17 protein-coding genes are annotated in these 21,328 nt (G+C 63.8%); 4 read left to right on the forward strand and 13 right to left on the reverse strand.

All coding sequences use genetic code 11. The features are described from left to right. Window positions 1-37: 37 nt before the first annotated feature. The 7 genes from hutG to hutC all read right to left on the reverse strand — a co-directional run bounded on the left by hutG (window position 38) and on the right by hutC (window position 8,534). Window positions 38-847: an N-formylglutamate deformylase gene (gene hutG / locus F3J45_RS16150; RefSeq protein ID WP_167064481.1), complete on the reverse strand. Its 810-nt coding sequence runs from the start codon at window positions 845-847 to the stop codon at window positions 38-40. A gap of 10 nt (window positions 848-857) precedes the next feature. After that, window positions 858-2,063 (reverse strand): imidazolonepropionase, encoded by a 1,206-nt coding sequence (gene hutI, locus F3J45_RS16155; RefSeq protein WP_167064484.1) that lies wholly within the window; start codon window positions 2,061-2,063, stop codon window positions 858-860. Window positions 2,064-2,078: 15 nt separating this feature from the next. Further along, window positions 2,079-3,470 carry an amino acid permease gene (locus F3J45_RS16160; RefSeq protein WP_167064487.1) on the reverse strand — a complete coding sequence of 464 codons (1,392 nt, stop codon included), beginning with the start codon at window positions 3,468-3,470 and terminating at the stop codon, window positions 2,079-2,081. A gap of 133 nt (window positions 3,471-3,603) precedes the next feature. Then, window positions 3,604-5,136 carry a histidine ammonia-lyase gene (gene hutH / locus F3J45_RS16165; RefSeq protein ID WP_167064489.1) on the reverse strand — a complete coding sequence of 511 codons (1,533 nt, stop codon included), beginning with the start codon at window positions 5,134-5,136 and terminating at the stop codon, window positions 3,604-3,606. Between the two features lie 69 nt (window positions 5,137-5,205). Beyond that, the gene (hutU, locus tag F3J45_RS16170; RefSeq protein WP_167064493.1) at window positions 5,206-6,879 is read right to left on the reverse strand and encodes a urocanate hydratase; all 1,674 of its coding nucleotides are present in this window, start codon (window positions 6,877-6,879) and stop codon (window positions 5,206-5,208) included. Window positions 6,880-7,257: 378 nt separating this feature from the next. After that, on the reverse strand, window positions 7,258-7,827 hold the full coding sequence (locus F3J45_RS16175) for a HutD family protein (protein WP_167064496.1): 570 nt from the start codon (window positions 7,825-7,827) through the stop codon (window positions 7,258-7,260). Next, window positions 7,824-8,534, reverse strand: a complete 711-nt coding sequence (hutC, locus tag F3J45_RS16180) for a histidine utilization repressor (protein ID WP_205299689.1) — start codon at window positions 8,532-8,534, stop codon at window positions 7,824-7,826. The genes F3J45_RS16175 and hutC overlap by 4 nt, the downstream gene beginning before the upstream one ends. A 144-nt stretch (window positions 8,535-8,678) precedes the next feature. On the opposite strand from hutC, the gene F3J45_RS16185 reads away from it, so the two are divergent. Then, window positions 8,679-10,043, forward strand: a complete 1,365-nt coding sequence (locus tag F3J45_RS16185) for a formimidoylglutamate deiminase (protein ID WP_167064502.1) — start codon at window positions 8,679-8,681, stop codon at window positions 10,041-10,043. Window positions 10,044-10,123: 80 nt separating this feature from the next. Here F3J45_RS16185 and F3J45_RS16190 read toward each other — a convergent pair whose 3' ends face one another. Further along, entirely contained in the window at window positions 10,124-10,696 is a 573-nt protein-coding gene (locus F3J45_RS16190) for a lipocalin family protein (protein ID WP_167064505.1), read from the reverse strand. After that, window positions 10,693-10,947: an outer membrane protein assembly factor BamE gene (gene bamE, locus F3J45_RS16195; RefSeq protein WP_043212571.1), complete on the reverse strand. Its 255-nt coding sequence runs from the start codon at window positions 10,945-10,947 to the stop codon at window positions 10,693-10,695. Before bamE ends, F3J45_RS16190 begins: the two co-directional genes overlap by 4 nt. A 223-nt stretch (window positions 10,948-11,170) precedes the next feature. Between bamE and F3J45_RS16200 the strand changes: the two genes are divergently transcribed. Then, the gene (locus F3J45_RS16200) at window positions 11,171-13,063 is read left to right on the forward strand and encodes a methyl-accepting chemotaxis protein (RefSeq protein WP_167064508.1); all 1,893 of its coding nucleotides are present in this window, start codon (window positions 11,171-11,173) and stop codon (window positions 13,061-13,063) included. A gap of 120 nt (window positions 13,064-13,183) precedes the next feature. Here the strand turns inward: F3J45_RS16200 and F3J45_RS16205 are convergent, their stop codons facing one another. From F3J45_RS16205 to F3J45_RS16215, 3 genes are all read right to left on the reverse strand, one after another. Next, window positions 13,184-13,780: a DUF924 family protein gene (locus F3J45_RS16205; RefSeq protein WP_167064511.1), complete on the reverse strand. Its 597-nt coding sequence runs from the start codon at window positions 13,778-13,780 to the stop codon at window positions 13,184-13,186. A 3-nt stretch (window positions 13,781-13,783) separates the two neighbouring features. Next, window positions 13,784-14,794: a class 1 fructose-bisphosphatase gene (locus F3J45_RS16210; RefSeq protein WP_167064514.1), complete on the reverse strand. Its 1,011-nt coding sequence runs from the start codon at window positions 14,792-14,794 to the stop codon at window positions 13,784-13,786. A gap of 212 nt (window positions 14,795-15,006) precedes the next feature. After that, window positions 15,007-17,457: a glycogen/starch/alpha-glucan phosphorylase gene (locus tag F3J45_RS16215; protein WP_167064517.1), complete on the reverse strand. Its 2,451-nt coding sequence runs from the start codon at window positions 17,455-17,457 to the stop codon at window positions 15,007-15,009. A gap of 186 nt (window positions 17,458-17,643) precedes the next feature. Between F3J45_RS16215 and F3J45_RS16220 the strand changes: the two genes are divergently transcribed. Together F3J45_RS16220 and F3J45_RS16225 are read left to right on the forward strand one after the other, a co-directional pair. Then, complete coding sequence (locus tag F3J45_RS16220; RefSeq protein WP_003249225.1) at window positions 17,644-18,048, forward strand: YkgJ family cysteine cluster protein; 405 nt, start codon at window positions 17,644-17,646, stop codon at window positions 18,046-18,048. A gap of 753 nt (window positions 18,049-18,801) precedes the next feature. Beyond that, window positions 18,802-19,062: a DUF3077 domain-containing protein gene (locus F3J45_RS16225; RefSeq protein ID WP_167064521.1), complete on the forward strand. Its 261-nt coding sequence runs from the start codon at window positions 18,802-18,804 to the stop codon at window positions 19,060-19,062. Window positions 19,063-19,401: 339 nt separating this feature from the next. Here the strand turns inward: F3J45_RS16225 and typA are convergent, their stop codons facing one another. Continuing rightward, the gene (gene typA / locus F3J45_RS16230) at window positions 19,402-21,222 is read right to left on the reverse strand and encodes a translational GTPase TypA (protein WP_167064524.1); all 1,821 of its coding nucleotides are present in this window, start codon (window positions 21,220-21,222) and stop codon (window positions 19,402-19,404) included. Window positions 21,223-21,328: the final 106 nt, after the last annotated feature.

Here is a 21,328-nt window from a genome sequence, read left to right on the forward strand (position 1 = left end):
GTAGGAGCGAGCGCAGCTCGCGATGGGGCCGCCCCCGTTATACCCGCCTCCCATAACGCTCCCGGCCCCACGCCAGCATCGCCTGCAACAGCGCCTGCAACACCTGCTGGGTGGGCTGGGCGCGGTCTTCGCGGTAGGCGAAGGGCTCGTACTCTTCCATGTAGGTACTTTGCGCCAGCTCCAGCTGTACCGCGTGGATGTGGTTCGCCGGGGCGCCGTAGTGCCGGGTGATATGGCCACCCTTGAAACGCCCGTTGAGCACATGGCTGTAGCCCTGCGCCTCGCCACACACGCCCTGCAGGCGCTCGGCCAGCGCCGGGTCGCAACTGGCGCCGTTGAAGGTGCCCAGGTTGAAGTCCGGCAGCTTGCCGTCGAACAGGTGCGGGATCAGCGAGCGGATCGAGTGGGCATCCCACAACAGGGCATAGCCATGGGCTTCACGCAGGCGTGCCAGCTCACTGCGGATCGTGTTGTGATAAGGCCGCCAGATCGTCTCCAGGTAGCGCTCACGCTCTGCGGCGGTGGGCGCCAGGCCTTCCTTGAACAGCGGCTCGCCATCGAACAGTGTCGAGGGGTACAAGCCCGTGGTGGCGCCGGCATACAGCGGCTTGTCATCGTCCGGGCGGTTCAGGTCGATGACGAAGCGCGAATACTCCGCCGCCACCACGCTCGCCCCCAGTTCACGGGCAAATTCATACAAACGCGGAATGTGCCAGTCGGTGTCGGGCAGGCTGCGTGCGGCCTCGACCAGCCCCTGGTCCACGGCGGGTGTCAATTTCAGGCCGGCGTGGGGCATGCTGATCAGCAGGGGCAAGCGGCCCTGGTGGAAACTCAGTACCTTGTCCATCGTGCCTCGCTCAATGGGAGATTTCATGGCCCAGGCGCACCACGCGCTTGGGCAGGTCGCCGCCCAGCCAGTAGGCCAGGTCGGCAGGGCGGGCGATTTGCCAGGCGACGAAGTCGGCCACCTTGCCGGTTTCCAGCGAGCCATGGCTGTCGCCCAGGCCCAGCGCGGTAGCCGCATGCAACGTAACGCCAGCCAGGGCCTCTTCCGGGGTCATGCGGAACAGCGTGCAGCCCATGTTCAGCATCAGGCGCAGTGACAACCCGGGCGAAGTGCCGGGGTTGAGGTCGCTGGCCAGGGCAATTTTCACCCCATGGCGGCGCAGTGCATCCATCGGCGGTAACTGGGTTTCACGCAGGAAGTAGAAAGCGCCCGGCAGCAGCACGGCGACGGTGCCGGCCTTGGCCATGGCGATGGCATCTTCCTCGGTCATGAACTCCAGGTGGTCGGCCGAGAGCGCCTGGTAACGTGCAGCCAGGCTTGAGCCGTGCAACGACGACAACTGCTCGGCATGCAGCTTCACCGGCAAACCCAGTTCACGGGCCTTGATGAACACCTTTTCCACTTGCGCCGGGGAAAACGCCAGGTGCTCGCAAAACGCATCCACCGCATCCACCAGCCCTTCGCCAGCCAGGGCCGGCAGCATCTCGTCGCAGATATGGGCGATATAGGCGTCGGCCCTGCCGGCGTACTCCGGCGGCAGGGCGTGGGCGGCCAGGCAGGTGGCGCGCACCGTCAGCGGCAACTCATCGGCCAGGCGCCGGGCCACACGCAGCATCTTGCGTTCGTTGGCCAGGTCCAGGCCGTAGCCGGACTTGACCTCGACGGTGGTCACACCATCGCGCATCAACGCCTGAACCCGCTGGCGGGCACTGGCGAACAGTTCGTCCTCGCTGGCGCTGCGGGTCGCCCGCACGGTGCTGGCGATGCCGCCCCCCTGGGCGGCGATCTCGGCATAGCTCACGCCCTGCAGGCGCTGCTCGAACTCGCCACTGCGGTTGCCGCCGAACACCGCGTGGGTGTGGCAGTCGACCAGCCCCGGGGTGACCCAGGCGCCGCCCAGGTCGACGGTGCGCTCGGCCTTCACCAGCGCCAGCTCGGCACGCGGGCCGATCCACTCGATCAACCCCTCGTGGGTAACGATGGCCGCGTCTTCGATGACCGAGTAACGGCCCTCGCTCAGGGTTGCCGCATGGCAGTGCTGCCAGAGGGTTCTCATGTGCAATCTCCTAGGCTAGCGGTGCAGCTCGGCAGGCACGTGCTTGCCTGCACGTGGCTTGCACCACAACAGGTAGGACGCCACCAGGAATACCACCCAGACCACGCCGACCAGCAAGGCTGCCTGGGTATCGGGGAAGTAGCCGAGCACGCCGAAAATGAACACCATGAAGGCAATCGCCATGGCCGGCCCGTAAGGCCAGAACGGCACCGGGAATTTCAACTGGGCCGCCTCTTCACGGCTCATGCGCCGGCGCATGGCCACCTGGGTGACCAGGATCATCAGCCACACCCACACGGTGGCGAAGGTGGCGATGGAGGCGATCAGCAGGAACACGTTTTCCGGAATCAGGTAGTTGAGCAGCACGCCCAGCAACAGCGCCGCGCCCATCACCACCACGGTCATCCACGGCACGCCATGTTTGGACAATTTGCCGAAGCTGCGCGGTGCATGGCCTTGCTGGGCCAGGCCATACATCATGCGGCCGGCGCCGAAGATGTCACTGTTGATGGCCGACACCGCCGCCGAGATCACCACGATGTTCAGCACTGCGGCGGCAGAGCCGATGCCCAGGTGGCTGAAGATCTGCACGAACGGGCTGCCTTCGCTGCCGATCTGCGGCCAAGGGTACAGGCACATCAGCACCAGCAGGGTGAGCACGTAGAACAGCAGGATGCGCAGCGGCACGGCATTGATCGCCTTGGGAATCACGCGCTGTGGGTCTTTCGCCTCGCCGGCGGTGACACCGATGATCTCGATGCCGCCGAAGGCAAACATCACCACGGCGAACGAGGCAATCACGCCGGTGATGCCGTTGGGCATGAAGCCGCCATGGGCGAACAGGTTACCCAGGCCCACGGCATGCTCGCCGGTGACCTGGCTGAAACCGAAGGCCATGATGCCGATGCCCGCCAGGATCATCGCCACGATGGCGCCGACCTTGAGCAGCGACAGCCAGAATTCCATTTCGCCGAACACTTTGACGTTGCACAGGTTCAGGCCGCCGATGACGAAGACGATGCCCAGCACCCAGATCCAGCGGGCCACTTCCGGGAACCAGAAGCCCATGTAGATACCGAAGGCGGTGACGTCGGCGATGGCGACGATGACCATCTCGAAGGCGTAGGTCCAGCCCAGGATGAAGCCTGCCATGGGGCCGAGGTAGGTGGTGGCGTAATGGCCGAAGGAACCGGCGACGGGGTTGTGCACGGCCATTTCGCCAAGCGCGCGCATGACCATGAATACCGCCGCGCCGCCAATCAGGTACGCCAGCAGCACCGCCGGGCCGGCCATCTGGATGGCCGAGGCAGAACCGTAGAACAGGCCGGTGCCGATGGCCGAGCCAAGGGCCATGAAGCGGATGTGGCGGGCCGTTAGCCCGCGCTTGAGACCTTGAGCTTGTTGCATGTCACGTCCTTAAATTGTTTTTGTGGTCGTGAGATCGAGGAGGGCTGCCCTGCAGCCCTGTTCGCCGGGCGAACCTGCCCCCTGTAGGAGCGGGCTTGCCCCGCGAATGGGCCGCCAAGCGGCCCCAGGTGCATCAAAGGCTAGGCAGGACCCCAGCAGGCAGCAGCCCGGTCAGGCTCCCTTGGGCCAGCAACTCGACAGCCGCCTCGATGTCCGGCGCAAAGAAGCGGTCACGGTCATAGTGCGGCACCTCACGACGCAGCGCCTGGCGGGCCTGCTCCAGCTTCGCCGAAGTCTTCAGGCCCTTGCGCAGGTCCAGCCCCTGGCACGCACCCAGCCATTCGATGGCCAGCACGCCCCGGGTGTTCTCGGCCATTTCCCACAGACGCTTGCCGGCGGCAGGCGCCATCGACACGTGGTCTTCCTGGTTGGCCGAGGTCGGCAGGCTATCGACACTGTGCGGGTGGGACAAGGCCTTGTTCTCGCTGGCCAGCGCGGCGGCGGTGACCTGGGCGATCATGAAGCCGGAGTTGACCCCGCCGTTTTCCACCAGGAAAGGCGGCAGCTGGGACATGTGCTTGTCCATCATCAGCGAAATGCGTCGCTCGCTCAGCGAGCCTATCTCGGCAATCGCCAGGGCAAGGTTGTCGGCAGCCATGGCCACGGGTTCGGCGTGGAAGTTGCCACCGGAAATCACATCGCCCTCGGCGGCGAACACCAGCGGGTTGTCCGACACGGCGTTGGCTTCGATGCCCAGCACCTCGGCCGCCTGGCGGATCTGGGTCAGGCAGGCGCCCATGACCTGTGGCTGGCAGCGCAGCGAGTACGGGTCTTGAACCTTGTCGCAGTTCTTGTGCGACAGCGACACTTCGCTGGAATCGCCCAGCAGGTCGCGGAAGCAGGCAGCGGTGTCGATCTGGCCGTGCTGGCCGCGCACGGCATGGATGCGCGCATCGAACGGCGAGCGCGAGCCGAGTGCTGCTTCGACGCTCAGGCCGCCGCAGGCGATGGCGGCGGCGTACAGGTCTTCGGCCTGGAACAGGCCGCGCAGGGCATAGGCGGTGGATGCCTGGGTGCCGTTGAGCAGCGCCAGGCCTTCCTTGGCGGCCAGGGTCAGCGGTTCAAGGCCGGCGACGGCCAGGGCTTCGCTGGCTGGCAGCCACTGGCCCTGGTAGCGGGCCTTGCCTTCGCCGAGCAGCACCAGCGACATGTGCGCCAGCGGGGCGAGGTCGCCGGAGGCGCCCACCGAGCCCTTGAGCGGAATGTGTGGGTAGACTTCGGCGTTGACCAGGCCGATCAGCGCATCGATGACCTTGCGCCGGATGCCGGAGAAACCGCGGCTCAGGCTGTTGATCTTGAGCACCATGATCAGCCGCACCAGGGCGTCGTCCAGCGGCGCGCCAACACCGGCGGCGTGGGACAGCACCAGCGAACGCTGCAGGTTTTCCAGGTCGTGGCTGGCGATGCGGGTCGAGGCCAGCAGGCCGAAACCGGTGTTGATGCCGTAGGCGGTGCGGTCCTCGGCGATGATCTGCTCAACGCAGGCAACGCTGGCGTCGATGGCCGGCGCGGCGCTGGCATCGAGCTGCAGGCGCACGGGGGCGGCGTGGATGGCGCGCAGCTGGGCCAGGGTCAGGGTGCCGGGCTTGAGGGTCAATTCGGTCACTTCGCTACTCCATTGTGGCGGGGGCCCACAGGCCCCTCTTGTTGTTCAGTATCACTCAAGGTGCAGCGATCAACCTGTGATCATCGGCAGGTCCAGGCCCTGTTCTTTGGCGCAGTCGATGGCGATGTCGTAACCGGCATCGGCATGGCGCATCACGCCGGTGCCTGGGTCGTTGGTCAGCACACGGGCGATACGCTCGGCGGCTGCGTCGGTGCCGTCGCAGACGATGACCATCCCGGAGTGCTGGGAGAAGCCCATGCCCACGCCGCCGCCATGGTGCAGCGACACCCAGGTGGCGCCGCCGGCGGTGTTGAGCAGGGCATTGAGCAGCGGCCAGTCGGACACCGCGTCGGAGCCGTCGCGCATGGCTTCGGTTTCGCGGTTGGGGCTGGACACCGAGCCCGAGTCCAGGTGGTCACGGCCGATCACCACCGGCGCCGACAGCTCGCCGCTGCGCACCATTTCGTTGAAGGCCAGGCCCAGCTTGGCACGCAGGCCCAGGCCTACCCAGCAGATACGTGCTGGCAGGCCCTGGAAGCTGATGCGCTCGCGGGCCATGTCCAGCCAGCGGTGCAGGTGGGCATCGTCTGGGATCAGTTCCTTGACCTTGGCGTCGGTCTTGTAGATGTCCTCGGCATCGCCAGACAACGCCGCCCAGCGGAACGGGCCGACACCGCGGCAGAACAGCGGGCGGATATAGGCCGGAACGAAGCCTGGGAAGTCGAAGGCATTGGCCACGCCCTCTTCCTTGGCCATCTGGCGGATGTTGTTGCCGTAGTCGAAGGTCGGCACGCCCTGCTTCTGGAAGTCGAGCATGGCCTGCACGTGCACGGCCATCGACTGCTTGGCAGCCTTGACCACGGCGGCCGGCTCGGTCTGGGCGCGGTCGCGGTACTGCTCCCAGGTCCAGCCGGCGGGCAGGTAGCCGTTCAGCGGGTCGTGGGCGCTGGTCTGGTCGGTGACCATATCCGGGCGCACGCCGCGCTTCACCAGTTCCGGCAGAATTTCAGCGGCGTTGCCGTGCAGGGCGATGGAGATGGCCTTGCCTTCAGCGGTGTACTTGGCGATGCGCGCCAGGGCGTCGTCGAGGTCGCTGGCCTGCTCGTCGACGTAGCGGGTTTCCAGGCGGAAATCGATGCGGCTCTGCTGGCACTCGATGTTCAGCGAGCAGGCGCCGGCCAGGGTTGCCGCCAGCGGCTGGGCGCCGCCCATGCCGCCCAGGCCTGCGGTGAGTACCCACTTGCCTTTCAGGCTGCCGCCGTAGTGCTGGCGGCCGGCTTCGACGAAGGTTTCATAGGTGCCCTGGACGATGCCCTGGCTGCCGATGTAGATCCAGCTGCCGGCGGTCATCTGGCCGTACATGGCCAGGCCCTTGGCGTCCAGTTCGTTGAAGTGTTCCCAGTTGGCCCAGTGCGGCACCAGGTTGGAGTTGGCGATCAGTACACGGGGGGCGTTGCTGTGGGTCTTGAACACGCCGACCGGCTTGCCCGACTGCACCAGCAGGGTTTCGTCGTCTTCCAGGCGGGTCAGGGTTTCGACGATCTTGTCGTAGCATTCCCAGTTGCGTGCGGCGCGGCCAATGCCGCCGTACACCACCAGCTCCTTGGGGTTTTCGGCAACCTGCGGGTCGAGGTTGTTCATCAGCATGCGCAGTGGCGCTTCGGTCAGCCAGCTTTTGGCGGTCAGCTTGTTGCCACGGGGGGCACGGATTTCAACGTCACGGTATTTGTTGTTGTCGGTCACGGGGAAGGTCCTCGGCGGATGTCCGCGGGCAGGTGTGTCGTGGTGAATAGATAAACACACCTTTACTTGTATGTACAAGCATGGACAACCAAAATAATCGGAACTCGCCGTATGGCGGGGGTTAGGGGGTGGGGCGAAGATCGAGCGCCGCCCGCGCGGCGCTTCGCGAGCTGCGCTCGCTCCTACGTTTGTTTTGGGCCAGTGCGTCCTGAGAAACGCCTTGGCGCATGGCGCGATATCGCGTCGTACCAACAAGGCGGTCGCGCGTGCCTGTCACAGGTGTTACTGGCCAAAAACAAACGTAGGAGCGAGCACAGCTCGCGAAGCGCCGCGCGGGCGGCGCTCGATCTCAAAGGCAATGAAAATGCACCGCCAACCTCACCGCGCGTGCAATTCAATCAAACAAACCCGTCCCTGCACATCCAGCTCCAGCAACCCGTCATTACCTTCCAGCCGCAAGCAATCGTACCGCCCCAGCAGGTGCCCTTCCCCCGCCACCGCCACCTCAACCTGGCCACTGGCCGCAAACAACAACACCGTCGACGCCGAGCTGTACAACCGGCTGCTGCCATCGAACCACTGCAACCGCGCCCGATACCGCTGCGGCGCATAGATCAGGTTGAAATCGCGAATCGCCCCGCCCAGCAGGTTGCAACTGACCTGGCTCTGGCCACTGAAGGCGAATGCATCGAAGGCCAGCAGCGGCCGGCTGAGCTGGCCGTCGACCAGCAGGCGCATGCCATCACCCTGCAGTACGCTGATGATCCGCTGGTAACCGGCGAACACGGAAAACCCACCCGATTCCTCAATGTCGGCAATCGACAAGCGCCAGCCGAAACCATCAAGGCCCTCGCCGTCGTCGCGGGTGATCTCTTCGGTGAAGCCGCCACCGTTCTTCCACGGCATGCGCGGGTAGTCCTGTGCACGCAGCACCTGCAATTGGGTCATTTGCTGAAACGTCCTTCAAGGCGGTGACGGGAACCTGGGTGAATCAGCCGCGCTGCCGTGACCGGCTGGCGGCCAGACCAGGTGCGCCGGCGAATCAACAGGCACGGCTCGCCACGCTCGATCTGCAGCAGGCGGCACTCTTCGGGCTCGGCAAGAATCGCTTCGACCACGTGCTCGCCCTCGGTCAGCGGGGCGACCTGGGACAAGTAGGCATATGGGGTTTGCCGGGTGAAATCCTGCTTGAGGTAATCCGGGGCGATGGCCGCGTTGACGTAGCGGTCTTCGATCTGCACCGGCACGCCGTTCTCGTAGTGCACGATCAGCGAGTGGAATACCCGCTGGCCTTCGCGCATGTCCAGGGCCAGGGCGCGCTCGGAACCGGCGGCCTCCTCGGCCAGGGTAATCACCTGGCAGCTATGCTGGTGGCCACGGCCAGCGATCTCGTCGGCAATGTTGTTCACCTCGAACAGCGCCGAACGGCTCTTGGGCTCGGCGACGAAGGTGCCGACGCCCTGCATGCGCACCAGCAACCCTTCGGCGGTGAGTTCGCGCAAGGCCCGGTTGATGGTCATGCGGCTGAAGCCCAGCTGGCTGACCAGCTCGCTTTCCGACGGCACCCGGTGGTGCGGCGGCCAGGTGCCATTTTCGATCTGCTGGATGATCATCTGCTTGACCCGCGCATACAGCGGCGCCGGGCCCTCGCCCATCTGGGCAACCAGCGCGGAGACAGGAGGTGTCGGCACGGCTTGAGTCCTTAGGCTATGGAATGAGCGGTAGCTTGCCGCAGTTTACCCGGCAGGCAAACGCCTGTATATGTATATACAAGTCAAACAATAACAGGATTTGTGCCAATGCCCGCCTATTTTGCCGAACGCGCCCTGCTGCCCAGCGGCTGGGCCCGCGATGTGCGCCTGGAGGTGTCCGCTGCCGGGTTGTTGGCCCGCATCGACGCCAATACCAACGCTGACGGCGCCGAGCGCCTGGCCGGCCCCCTGCTGCCGGGCATGCCCAACCTGCACTCGCATGCCTTCCAGCGGGCCATGGCGGGGCTGGCCGAGGTGGCGGGCAACCCCAATGACAGCTTCTGGACCTGGCGCGAGCTGATGTACCGCCTGGTTGGCAAGATCACCCCGCAGCAGTTGCAGGTGATCGCCCGCCAGCTGTACATCGAAATGCTCAAGGCCGGCTACACCTCGGTGGCCGAATTCCATTACGTGCACCATGACCCGGCAGGCAGCGCCTATGCCGACCCCGCCGAGCTGTCCCTACGCATCAGCGCCGCCGCGGCGGCCAGCGGCATCGGCCTGACCCTGCTGCCGGTGCTGTACAGCCACGCAGGCTTCGGTGGCCAGGCCCCCAACGAGGGCCAGCGGCGCTTCATCAATTCCACCGAACAGTACCTGCGGCTGCAGGCGCAGTTGGCGCCGCTGTTGGCCGCGCAACCGGCCCAGCAGCTGGGGCTGTGCTTTCACTCGCTGCGCGCGGTAACGCCTGGGCAGATTGCCGACGTATTGGCGGCCAGCAACCGGCAGTGCCCGGTTCACATCCACATTGCCGAGCAGCAGAAGGAAGTGGATGACTGCCTGGCCTGGAGCGGGCTGCGGCCGTTGCAGTGGCTGTATGAACATGTCGAGGTGGACCCGCGCTGGTGCCTGGTGCATGCCACCCATGCCGAGGCCGACGAGGTCAGCGCCATGGCCCGCAGCGGTGCGGTGGCAGGGCTGTGCCTGACCACAGAGGCCAACCTTGGCGACGGGATTTTCCCGGCAGTGGACTTCCTTGCCCAGGGTGGGCGCATGGGCATTGGCTCGGACAGCCATGTGTCGCTGAGCGTGGTCGAGGAACTGCGCTGGCTGGAATATGGCCAACGCCTGCGCGACCAGCGCCGCAACCGGCTGTACCGTGGCGATCAGCCGATGGTTGGGCGCACCCTGTACGACGCGGCGCTGGTGGGCGGGGCTCAGGCGCTGGGGCAGCCGATTGGCGAGCTGGCGGTGGGCAAGCGTGCTGACTGGCTGGTGCTGGATGGGCAGGACCCCTATATCGCCATAGCGGAGGGGGATGCGATTCTGAACCGCTGGCTGTTTGCCGGGGGGGACCGTCAGGTGCGGGATGTGATGGTCAATGGGCAGTGGGTGGTGCGCCAGGGGCGGCATGGGTTGGAAGAAGAGAGCGGGCGGGCGTTTGCCGAAGTTTTGCGGGGGCTTTTGGGGTAGTCGGTAGGTGGGGCTGCTTTGCAGCCCATCGCGAGCTTTGCTCGCTCCTACGGGGGGACCGCAACGCGGCCCCCGTTCATTTAATGCATCTGCACGATCTGCTTGTCGGGGGTGCGCCAGATCAGGCGGCTGGTGTCATAGCCCTGCTGGCGGGCCTTGGACATCAGGCTCTCGCGCTCCCAGGCCGGCAATGTCGGCGTGCGCGAAAGAATCCACAGGTACTTGCGGTCTGGGCTGCCGACGATGGCCGTGCGGTAGTGATCGTCCACGTACAGGATCCAGTACTCGCCCCTGGCCACGCCCGGTACCAGGCGGGTGAACCAGTTGTCGAACTCCACCCACAGCCGGTCGGTATGGCCCGGTTCCTGGATGTTGGCATGCCCCTCGGCGCGCAGCCATTCATCCCCCAGGGTACGGCAGCGGTTCAGCACACCGTAGGAGCCATCGGGCTTGAGGTTGTAGTGGGCTTCGGACTGGGCGCAGTCGGCCTGGTACTTCATCGGCAGGCGCGCCAGCTCGTACCATTTGCCCTGGTAGCGCTTGAGGTCGACATTGCCGGCGGTCTTCGGCGTCAGCGGGTCGGTGGCGGAGGTGGCGCAGCCACCCAGGAGCATGACCAGGCACAACCCCAGCAGTAGGTGCACACGCCTCATTTGAGGCCCTGCCCGGAGTAGATCAGCACCTTGTCTGCCGCGTACTGCACACTGATGAAGCTCTTTTCGTCCCCCCACGTACAACTACTCATGCCCAACGCACCGGAGCATTCGGCTGGCGTACCGAGCAGTTGCTCGACCTCGGCCTTGCTCATACCGGTCTTGAGCTTGGAATAGTTTTCCTGATTGATCTTGCTGCACGCGGTCAGTACGACGCACAAAGACAACAGGGCGAGGGAACGCAACGACATGAAGGCACACTCCTGGCAAATGGGGACAGGCGAGTGGCCTGCAGTGATCTTCGACGGAAAAATCGGTCCCCGGTTCCCTGGCAAGGCGGCTTTCGTTGTACACCGCTGGTCGGCTTGTCATGCATGGGCGGTTAATGTTTTCCCGCGCCGCGACGACACAGCGAGCACGCTGTGGCAACTCGCCGCAGCCCCCCTTCTACGCCTTGCCTTGTGCAGACCAAAAATGACCAAGAACCTCAAGTTCAGCCACAAGATCCTGCTGGCCGCCGCCCTCGTGGTGGCCCTTGCCTTTACCTGTTTCGTGCTGTTCAACGACTACCGACAACGCCAGTCCCTGCGCCACGACACGCAAACCACCTTGCAGGACCTGGGCAACCTCACCGCCGGCAACATCCGCAACTGGCTCGACAGCCGCATCCAGTTGCTCGACTCGCTGGCCCAGCAAATTGCCGTGGACGGGCCGGATAAAACCAGCCTGGGCCGCAGCCTGGCACTGCCGGTGTATGGCAACAACTTCCAGCTCAGCTACTTCGGCGGCCAGGACGGCAGCATGCAGTCGGTGCCGGCGGGCAACCGCGCCGCCGACTACGACCCGCGGGTGCGCGGCTGGTACAAGGCGGCCAGCGCCAGCGGCCAGACCATCGTCACCGAACCCTACATCTCGGCCTCGGCCGGCAAGCTGGTGATAACCCTGGCCACCCCGGTACGCCAGGCCGGCCAGTTGATCGGCGTCAGCGGCGCCGACACCGACCTGCAAACCATCAGCAAGCTGATCAACACCCTGGACTTCGACGGCCAGGGCCATGCATTCATCGTCAACGGCGAAGGCAAGATCCTCATCCACCCCAAGGCCGAGCTTGCGCTCAAGAGCCTGGCCGACGTCTACCCGAACGACACGCCGCGCATTGGCAGCGGCCTGAAGGAAGTGGAGGTCGATGGCCACAAGCAGTTCATCAGCTTCACTCACGTCGACGGCGTGCCTTCGGCCGACTGGTACGTGGCCCTGGTGCTCGACCAGGACGCGGCCTTCGCCATGCTCGGTGAACTGCGTACCTCGGCCATCGTTGCCACGCTGATTGCCGTGGTGCTGATCATCGCCCTGCTCGGCGTGCTGATTCGCGTGCTGATGGAGCCCCTGCACCTGATGGGCCGGGCCATGCATGACATCGCCGAAGGCGAAGGCGACCTTACCCGCCGCCTGACCATTCACGCCCAGGATGAATTCGGCAGCCTCGGCCAGTCGTTCAACCGCTTCGTCGAGCGCATCCACGCCTCGATCCGCGAAGTGGCCTCGGCCACCGGCCAGGTGAATGCGGTGGCGGCCCAGGTGGTGAGCGCGTCGAACGCCTCGATCAGCAATGCCGACCAGCAGTCCAGCCGCACCAGCAGCGTGGCCGCGGCGATCAACCAGCTCGGCGCCGCCGCCCAGGAAATTGCCCAGAACGCGGCACTGGCCTCGCAACACTCCAGCGAAGCCCGTGGCCTGGCCGAAGATGGCCAGCAGGTGGTGGGCCGTACCATCGAGGTGATGAACCAACTGTCGGCGCGTATCAGCGACTCGTGCGGCAACATCGAGACGCTGAACGCCCACACGGCGAACATCGGCCAGATCCTCGATGTCATCAGCGGCATCTCCCAGCAGACCAACCTGCTGGCACTGAACGCCGCCATCGAAGCCGCCCGCGCCGGTGAAGCCGGGCGTGGCTTTGCCGTGGTAGCCGACGAGGTACGCAACCTGGCCCACCGCACCCAGGAATCGGCGCAGCAGGTGCAGCGCCTGATCGAGGAGCTGCAGGCCGGTGCCCAGGTGGCGGTCAGCACCATGAACCAGAGCCGCGAGCACAGTGACCATAGCGTGGGCATCGCCAACCAGGCCGGCGAGCGGCTGGGCAGCGTGACCGTGCGCATTGGCGAGATCGATGGCATGAACCAGTCGGTTGCCACCGCCACCGAGGAACAGACGGCCGTGGTCGAGTCGATCAATGTCGACATTACCGAGATCAATACGCTGAATCAGGAAGGGGTGCAGAACCTGCAGAGCACCTTGCGCGCCTGCAACGACCTGGAGCGCCAGGCCGAGCGGTTGAAACACTTGGTGGGCAGTTTCAGGATTTGAGGACGCTGGGGCCGCTTTGCGGCCCATCGCGACCTTTGGTCGCTCCTACCAGGGGCCGTATGCGATTCCCTGTAGGAGCGACCAAAGGTCGCGATGGGCTGCGAAGCAGCCCCACCGCCCCTAGAACCTGGACCCAGGCTCCAGCAAAAAGTCCATCTCTTCACTGGTACTCGGCCGCCCCAGCACCAGGTTACGGTGCGGGAAACGCCCGAAACGGGCAATCACCCGCTGATGCTGCTCGGCATAGTCAAGGAAGCCTGCGAACAAGCGCTGGTTGGCCTCCGGCTGCTCGTCCAGCAGCTCCTGGTAGCGCTCGACACACAGGTTCTGCCAGTCCAGCACCTCGGCATGCTCCAGCACCAGCAGCACGAACACCCGCTGAATCGGCAGCAACTGGCAGTCCCAGTGCTTCTGCAGGCCCTGCAAGGCCACCACCTGCGCCCGCCGGTCACCCTCGAAGGCGCGCGGCGTGTCGCGGTAGAGCATGCGCGGCAGCTGGTCCAGCAGGATCAGCAAGCCGAGCCAGCCTTGCGGGCTCTGCTGCCACTCGTCCAGCCCGCCCGCCAGGGCGTGCTCGACCAGGTCGCCAAACAGCGCCTGGGCCTCGGCATCGTGATGCTTGCCGAACCACAGCGTGCTCTTCTCGTCAGCCACGGCCTGGGGACTGGTGCCCCAACCGAACCACCACTCCAGCAACGGCTGCCAAGGTGCGAGCATGACTTACTCCTTGTGGTAGGCGGTGACGCGCTCGACCTCTTCCTTCGAGCCGAGAATCACCGACACGCGCTGGTGCAGGCTTTCCGGCTTGATGTCGAGGATACGCTCGTAACCGTTGGTGGACGCACCGCCTGCCTGTTCGATGATGAACGACATCGGGTTGGCTTCGTACATCAGGCGCAGCTTGCCCGGCTTGCTTGGGTCGCGGGCATCGCGCGGGTACATGAACAGGCCGCCACGGGTCAGGATACGGTGCACGTCGGCCACCATCGAGGCGATCCAACGCATGTTGTAGTTCTTCTTCAGCGGGCCGGTCTCGCCTGCCAGCAGTTCGTCAACGTAGCGCTGCACCGGGGCCTCCCAGTGACGCTGGTTGGACATGTTGATGGCGAACTCGGCGGTGCTTTCCGGCACGCGGATGTTCTCGTGGGTGAGCACGAAGCTGCCCAGTTCACGGTCCAGGGTGAAGCCCTTGACGCCGTTGCCCAGGGTCAGGATCAGCATGGTTTGCGGGCCGTAGATGGCGTAACCGGCGGCGACCTGCTGGGTACCTGGCTGGTGGAAGGCTTTTTCGTTCAGGGTTTCGTTCTGGCTCAGGTACTCGTTAGGGCAACGCAGTACCGAGAAGATGGTGCCGACCGAAACGTTGACGTCGATGTTCGACGAGCCGTCCAGCGGGTCGAAGACCAGCAGGTAGGCGCCTTTGGGGTACTTGCCTGGAATCTGGTAGGCGTCGTCCATTTCTTCCGACGCCATGCCGGCCAGGTGGCCGCCCCACTCGTTGGCTTCGAGCAGGATGTCGTTGGAAATCACATCGAGCTTCTTCTGCACTTCGCCCTGCACGTTCTCGGTGCCCATGCTGCCCAGCACGCCGCCAAGGGCGCCCTTGGACACGTGGTGGCTGATTTCCTTGCACGCACGCGCCACCACTTCGATCAGGAAGCGCAGATCGGCAGGGGTATTGTTGCTGCGGGTCTGCTCAATCAGATAGCGACTCAGGGTAACGCGGGACATGTATGGCTCCGAAAGGATTGGGGGAGATAAACCCCCGCAGTTTACAGGGAGAGTTGCGGGCTAGCGAGCAAAGAGACTCGACTTCGGGCCTTGAGTTCAGCAAGGGCCCGGCCAGTGGTCGGTTGGGGCTGCTGTGCAGCCCTTCGCGGGGCAAGCCCGCTCCTACAGTCAAGGCCCTGTAGGCGCAGGCTTGCCCCGCGAAGGGGCTCGCCTCAATCCAATGCCTTCCAGATCTCGGTGGCATACTCGCGAATGGTGCGGTCGGACGAGAACCAGCCCATCCGGGCCGTGTTCAGCACCGCCATGCGCCACCATTCCTGGGGCGTGTGCCACAGTTCCTCGACCCGCCGCTGGGCGTCCCAATAGGCATCGAAGTCGGCACACACCAGGAAGCGGTCATAGCCCACTAGGCCGTCGACCAACCCCGCGTAGCGCGACGGGTCGTCCGACGAGAACACCCCGCTGCGGATCGCCTGCAGCACGTCTTGCAAGCGGCTGGAAGCAGCAATCGCCGTGCTCGCGCCGAAGTCACCTGTCTTGCGCCGTGCTTCCACCTGCTGCGCGGTGAGGCCGAAGATGAACATGTTGTCCGCCCCCACCTGCTCGCACATTTCCACGTTGGCACCATCGAGCGTGCCGATGGTCAGTGCACCGTTGAGGCCGAACTTCATGTTGCTGGTGCCGGAGGCCTCGTAGCCGGCCGTGGAAATCTGCTCCGACAAGTCCGCCGCCGGAATGATGCTTTCGGCCAGGCTGACGTTGTAGTTGGGCAGGAACACCACCTTGAGCAGGCCGCGCACCGTCGGGTCGTTGTTGACCACCCGGGCGATGTCGTTGGCCAGCTTGATGATCAGCTTGGCCTGGTGGTAGCTGGCCGCCGCCTTACCGGCGAAAATCTTTACCCGTGGCACCCAGTCGGTGCCGGGGTCGTTGCGCATGGCCTGGTACAGCGCCACGGTGTGCAACAGGTTGAGCAACTGGCGCTTGTATTCGTGGATGCGCTTGACCTGTACGTCGAACAGCGCCTCCGGGTTGACCGTGACGCCCAGGCGGTCCTGGATGATGCCGGCCAGGGCACGCTTGCTGTGCAGACGCTGAGCGGCGAACTGCTTGCGAAAGCTTGCCTTCTCGGCAAACGGCACCAGCCCCGCCAGACGCCCTTCGGGGTCGTCCTTGAGTTCCGGCCCCAAGGCTTCGACCAGCATTTCAGTCAGTTGCGGGTTGGACTGGTACAACCAGCGGCGGAAGGTGATGCCGTTGGTCTTGTTGTTGATGCGTTGCGGGTAGAGCTTGTGCAGTTCGGCGAACACCGTGCTCTTCATCAGCTTGCTGTGCAGCGCCGACACGCCGTTGACACTGTGCGAACCGAGAAACGCCAGGTTGCCCATGCGCACACGGCGGCCGTTGTCTTCCTCGATCAGCGACACCGCGCGCAGCACGTCGAAGTCGTGCAGGCCTTTGGCGCGCAGGGCATCGATATGGTAGGCGTTAATCAAGTAGATGATCTGCATGTGCCGCGGCAGCATGCGCTCCATCAGCGCCACCGGCCAGGTTTCCAGGGCTTCGGGCAGCAGCGTGTGGTTGGTGTAGGCCAGGGTGCCGACGGTCAGCTCCCAGGCGGTTTCCCAGGGAATTTCGTGCTGGTCGACCAACAGCCGCATCAGCTCGGCCACGGCGATCGAGGGGTGGGTGTCGTTGAGCTGGATGGCCGCCGCATCGGGCAGGTTGAGCAGGTTGTCGTGCATGTTCAGGTGGCGGCGCAGCAAGTCCTGCAGCGACGCCGAAACGAAGAAGTATTCCTGGCGCAGGCGCAGCTCCTGGCCGGCCTCGGTGCTGTCGGCCGGGTACAGCACCCGCGAGATGCTTTCGGCCCGGGCCACCTCGGCCACGGCGCCCAGGTGGTCGCCGGCGTTGAAGCGCTCCAGGTGCAGCTCTTCCAGCGCCCGCGCCCGCCACAGGCGCAGGGTGTTGACGCTGGCGCCGCGCCAGCCCACCACCGGAGTGTCATAGGCCACCGCCCGCACCGTTTCGCCCGGCCACCATACCTGGCGCGGCTTGCCGTGGGTGTCGTGCACCGTTTCAACGCTGCCACCGAAGCTGATCGGGTAGATCACCTCGGCCCGTTCGAACTCCCAGGGGTTGCCGAAATCCAGCCAGTTCTCGGTCTGTTCCTGCTGCCAGCCATCGACCACCGCCTGGCGGAACAGGCCGTGCTCGTAACGAATACCGTAGCCGTGGGCGGCGATGCCCAGGGTCGACATGCTTTCCATGAAACAGGCCGCCAGCCGGCCCAGGCCACCGTTGCCCAGTGCCGCGTCGGGTTCGAGCAGGCGAATGCGCTCCAGGTCGACGTCCAGGCCTTCCAGCGCTTCACGGGCGATGTCCAGCAGGCCCAGGTTGCTCAGGCTGTCGTAGAGCAGCCGGCCAATCAGGAACTCCAGGGAAAGGTAGTACACCCGCTTCTGGCTGCGTCGGTAGGCCTGGCGGGTGTGGTCCATCCAGTGGTCGACCATGTGGTCGCGCGCAGCCAGGGCGATGGCTTCGAACCAGTCATGGTCGAAGGCGTGGTCCGGGTCCTTGCCAACCGCATAGGTCAGCTTGTTCAGTACGGCGGCGCGAAAATCCGCGACTTCGGCGTCACGTGCTTTGGCATCCTGGGACATGCGGCATCCTCGGGCAAGTTTGACGAAAGCGGAGCGAGACTGTTGAGACTAGACGCTTGGACCGGGAGCGACAGGCTGTGTTCACGGTTTTCATCTGCCCTTGTGCAATCGGTCAAAAGGTTGTTCATAAATTGAGCAATTCCGGTATGATCGCGCGCCCCAAGACCGTGATTCACCCCCATAACGATGAAAACAACCCTGATTGCCGCCGCCGAAGTCGACCGCCTGGAGACCTGGCAGCGTTACACCAGCAACATGTGCCATGGCTGCCATTCGACCTGTTGCACCCTGCCGGTGGAGGTGAAGATCAAGGATCTGATCCGCATTGGTGTGGTAGACGAATTCGAGAAAGACGAACCGCCGAAGAACGTGGCCAAGCGTTTGCAGAAGGAAGGCATCATCGAGCGCTTCAACCAGAAGTCGGGGATCTTCACCCTGACCCGGATGAGCAACGATGACTGCATGTACCTGGATCGCAAGAGCCGGCTTTGCACCATTTATGACAAACGCCCGGATACCTGCCGCAACCACCCCAAGGTCGGGCCACGGCCGGGGTATTGTGCGTATAAGCCGAAGGTGGTTGGGCGTTGACGGTCTGGCCAGGACTCAATAGACTCTCACCTGTCTCGATGTACACGGAGCTTCCGTCAGGAAGTGTCTAGACGCCGCCATATGGTTCCGGCCGTGCCGGTTGATGGGACTAGTCCCTAAGGGCATCCGCGATACGACCCCCTTCATTGGGGGTTTCGTATTTTTACAGAATGCTATCGCCTTACAGGCCGTCGGATCGGCTCATTTCTCAGTTTTTTCAGCATAAGCAACCAGCCTTTGATCTTTTCGTGCCGCTTCAACACCGTAGGCCGGTTCGAAGGATGGCCAGGGTCACGCACATAAGCGCTTTCTACATGAAGCTTGAGGCTACGGGGCGAGTCTCGACGCAAGTTGAAATACACCTCATAACGACTGCCCTCCGGATACCCGAACTGATTACCTTCAATGGATTATTTATCCATTCACCAAGTAAATTTCCACTATTGATACAGATGTATCCTACAAGTTTGGGCTGGCGATATCAGACATCGCGAAATACCCTACAAGCCCTGTCGACTCGCGTCTGATTGTTACCGGGAAGCTGTCTCTTTAGGCTTTCCGGGTCGCTGGCTGTTCAGCGATCGGGTGTGGAAACCCGGAAAATCTTCAAGCGTCTGTCGTAATGGCAGCTGTACGCGGGAGGCCATCGTGCCTGCCGGGGTTCCTTGAAGACCGGTTTTCCACCCCGCGTACAGTTGCCGCCCTTCGTGTGGAAACGTCGGTGGCAGCTCCTTAAATCTTCAAGGAATTGCTATGACCGCCAACAACCACACCACCCCCGGCAAAACCTGCTTCTACCAAGGCGAGACCCTCAAACAACCCCTGTTCCAGATTGCCCCAGGCATCCCCTGCCAGCACGCCCGCGACCAGGCCTCGGAACTGATGGGCTGCGTGCGCGACCTGACGCTGACCGCCGTGATGGACAACGACCCGCAATTGATCTGGGCTGCACACTACCTCAGTGCATTGGCAAAGGCCTTGCTGGATGATGCGGAGCTTGGAATGAGCCGCTAGAGCTTGCACTTGGGAGATCGCATCGCGAACTGCGCTGTGGCGTAGGGAACAGTGCACGCTGGCTGGCCGCGATCCCCTGTGGGAGCGGGCTTGCCCGCGAAGCAGGCGACGCGGTGCATGGCACCGGCTTCGCCGGTGTTCGCGGGCAAGCCCGCTCCCACAGGGAATTGCGGCGCGCCTGCTAGCACTGTTCCCTGCGCTTATCTCCAACAGGGTTCTCTGACCAGTCAGCTATTTGAGATTTGTTCCAACACCGGTGCCATCCCACACAAAAACCGCCGCCAAAAAAAACGCCCCCGGCCTTTCGACCGGGGGCGTTTTCATTCAGCCTGAGCTAACTCAGTTCTTGGCTTTCTTGGCAGCGCGGGTACGCTCGCCTTCGTCCAGGATCTTCTTGCGCAGGCGGATCGACTTAGGCGTCACTTCGCACAGCTCGTCGTCCTGGATGAACTCCAGAGCCTGTTCCAGGGTGTGGCGAACTGGCGGAACCAGGGCGATGACTTCGTCTTTGCCCGAAGCACGCATGTTGTCCAGCTTCTTGCCCTTGGTTGGGTTCACGCCCAGGTCGTTGTCACGGCTGTTCAGGCCGATGATCTGACCGTTGTAGATCTCCTGGCCGTGTTCAACGAACAGCTTGCCGCGAGCCTGCAGGGTTTCCAGCGAGTAGGTCAGTGCCTTGCCAGTCTCGACCGAAACCAGAACACCGTTCAGACGGCCGGACATCTGGCCCGACTTCATGGTGTCGTAGCGATCGAAGATCGAGGTCAGGATGCCTGCGCCGTTGGTCAGGGTCAGGAACTGGTTACGGAAACCGATCAGACCACGGGCTGGAATGTTGTATTCCAGGCGAACACGGCCCTTGCCATCCGGAACCATGTTGGTCAGGTCGCCTTTACGCAGACCCATCTCTTCCATCACCTTGCCCTGGGATTCTTCAGGGATGTCGATGGTGACGTTTTCGAACGGTTCCTGCTTCACGCCACCAACTTCGCGGATGATCACTTCAGGACGGCCTACGGCCATCTCGAAGCCTTCGCGACGCATGGTTTCGATCAGTACCGACAGGTGCAGCTCACCACGGCCCGATACCTTGAACTTGTCTGGGGAATCGGTTTCCTGAACGCGCAGTGCAACGTTGTACAGCAGCTCTTTGTCCAGACGGTCCTTGATGTTACGGCTGGTGACGAACTTGCCTTCCTTGCCGCAGAACGGCGAGTCGTTGACCTGGAAGGTCATCGAAACGGTTGGCTCGTCAACGGTCAGCGGCTTCATCGCTTCTACCGCGTCCGGGGCGCACAGGGTGTCGGAGATGAACAGCTCGTCGAAACCGCTGATGCAGACGATGTCGCCAGCCTGGGCTTCTTCGACGTCGACGCGGTGCAGGCCGTGGTGGCCCATCAGCTTGAGGATACGGCCGTTACGCTTCTTGCCGTTGGTGTCGATGGCGACCACCGGGGTGTTCGGCTTGACGCGACCACGGGCGATACGGCCAACACCGATAACACCCAGGAAGCTGTTGTAGTCCAGCGCCGAGATCTGCATCTGGAACGAACCGTCACGGTCAACGTCCGGCGCCGGTACGTTGTCGACGATCGACTGGTACAGGGCGGTCATGTCTTCGCCCATGGCGGTGTGGTCCAGGCCGGCGATGCCGTTCAGGGCCGAGGCGTAGACGACTTTGAAGTCCAGCTGTTCGTCGGTGGCACCGAGGTTGTCGAACAGGTCGAAGATCTGGTCCAGAACCCAGTCAGGACGCGCGCCCGGACGGTCAACCTTGTTGATCACGACGATTGGCTTCAGGCCAGCTTCGAACGCCTTCTTGGTCACGAAGCGGGTTTGCGGCATAGGGCCGTCCTGGGCGTCGACCAGCAGCAGCACGGAGTCGACCATCGACATTACACGCTCAACCTCGCCACCGAAGTCGGCGTGGCCGGGGGTGTCGACGATGTTGATGTGGTAGCCGTTCCAGTTGATGGCGGTGTTTTTCGCCAGAATGGTAATACCGCGCTCTTTTTCCTGGTCGTTGGAGTCCATGACGCGCTCGTCGTTGAGCTCGTTACGCTCCAGGGTGCCGGACTGACGCAGGAGTTTGTCGACCAGGGTGGTTTTACCATGGTCAACGTGGGCGATGATGGCGATGTTACGCAGATTTTCGATCACAACTGTATCTCGATCAGAGGATTCGGTTGCCACCTAGTGTAGGCGGCGAATATGTACGGTTTTAGGCTCAGCGGGCCCGGCGGTCGGGAGGGCGATGGCGGATGCT

Source organism: Pantoea sp. Ap-967, from assembly GCF_011752565.1.
Taxonomy (GTDB): Bacteria; Pseudomonadota; Gammaproteobacteria; order Pseudomonadales; family Pseudomonadaceae; genus Aquipseudomonas.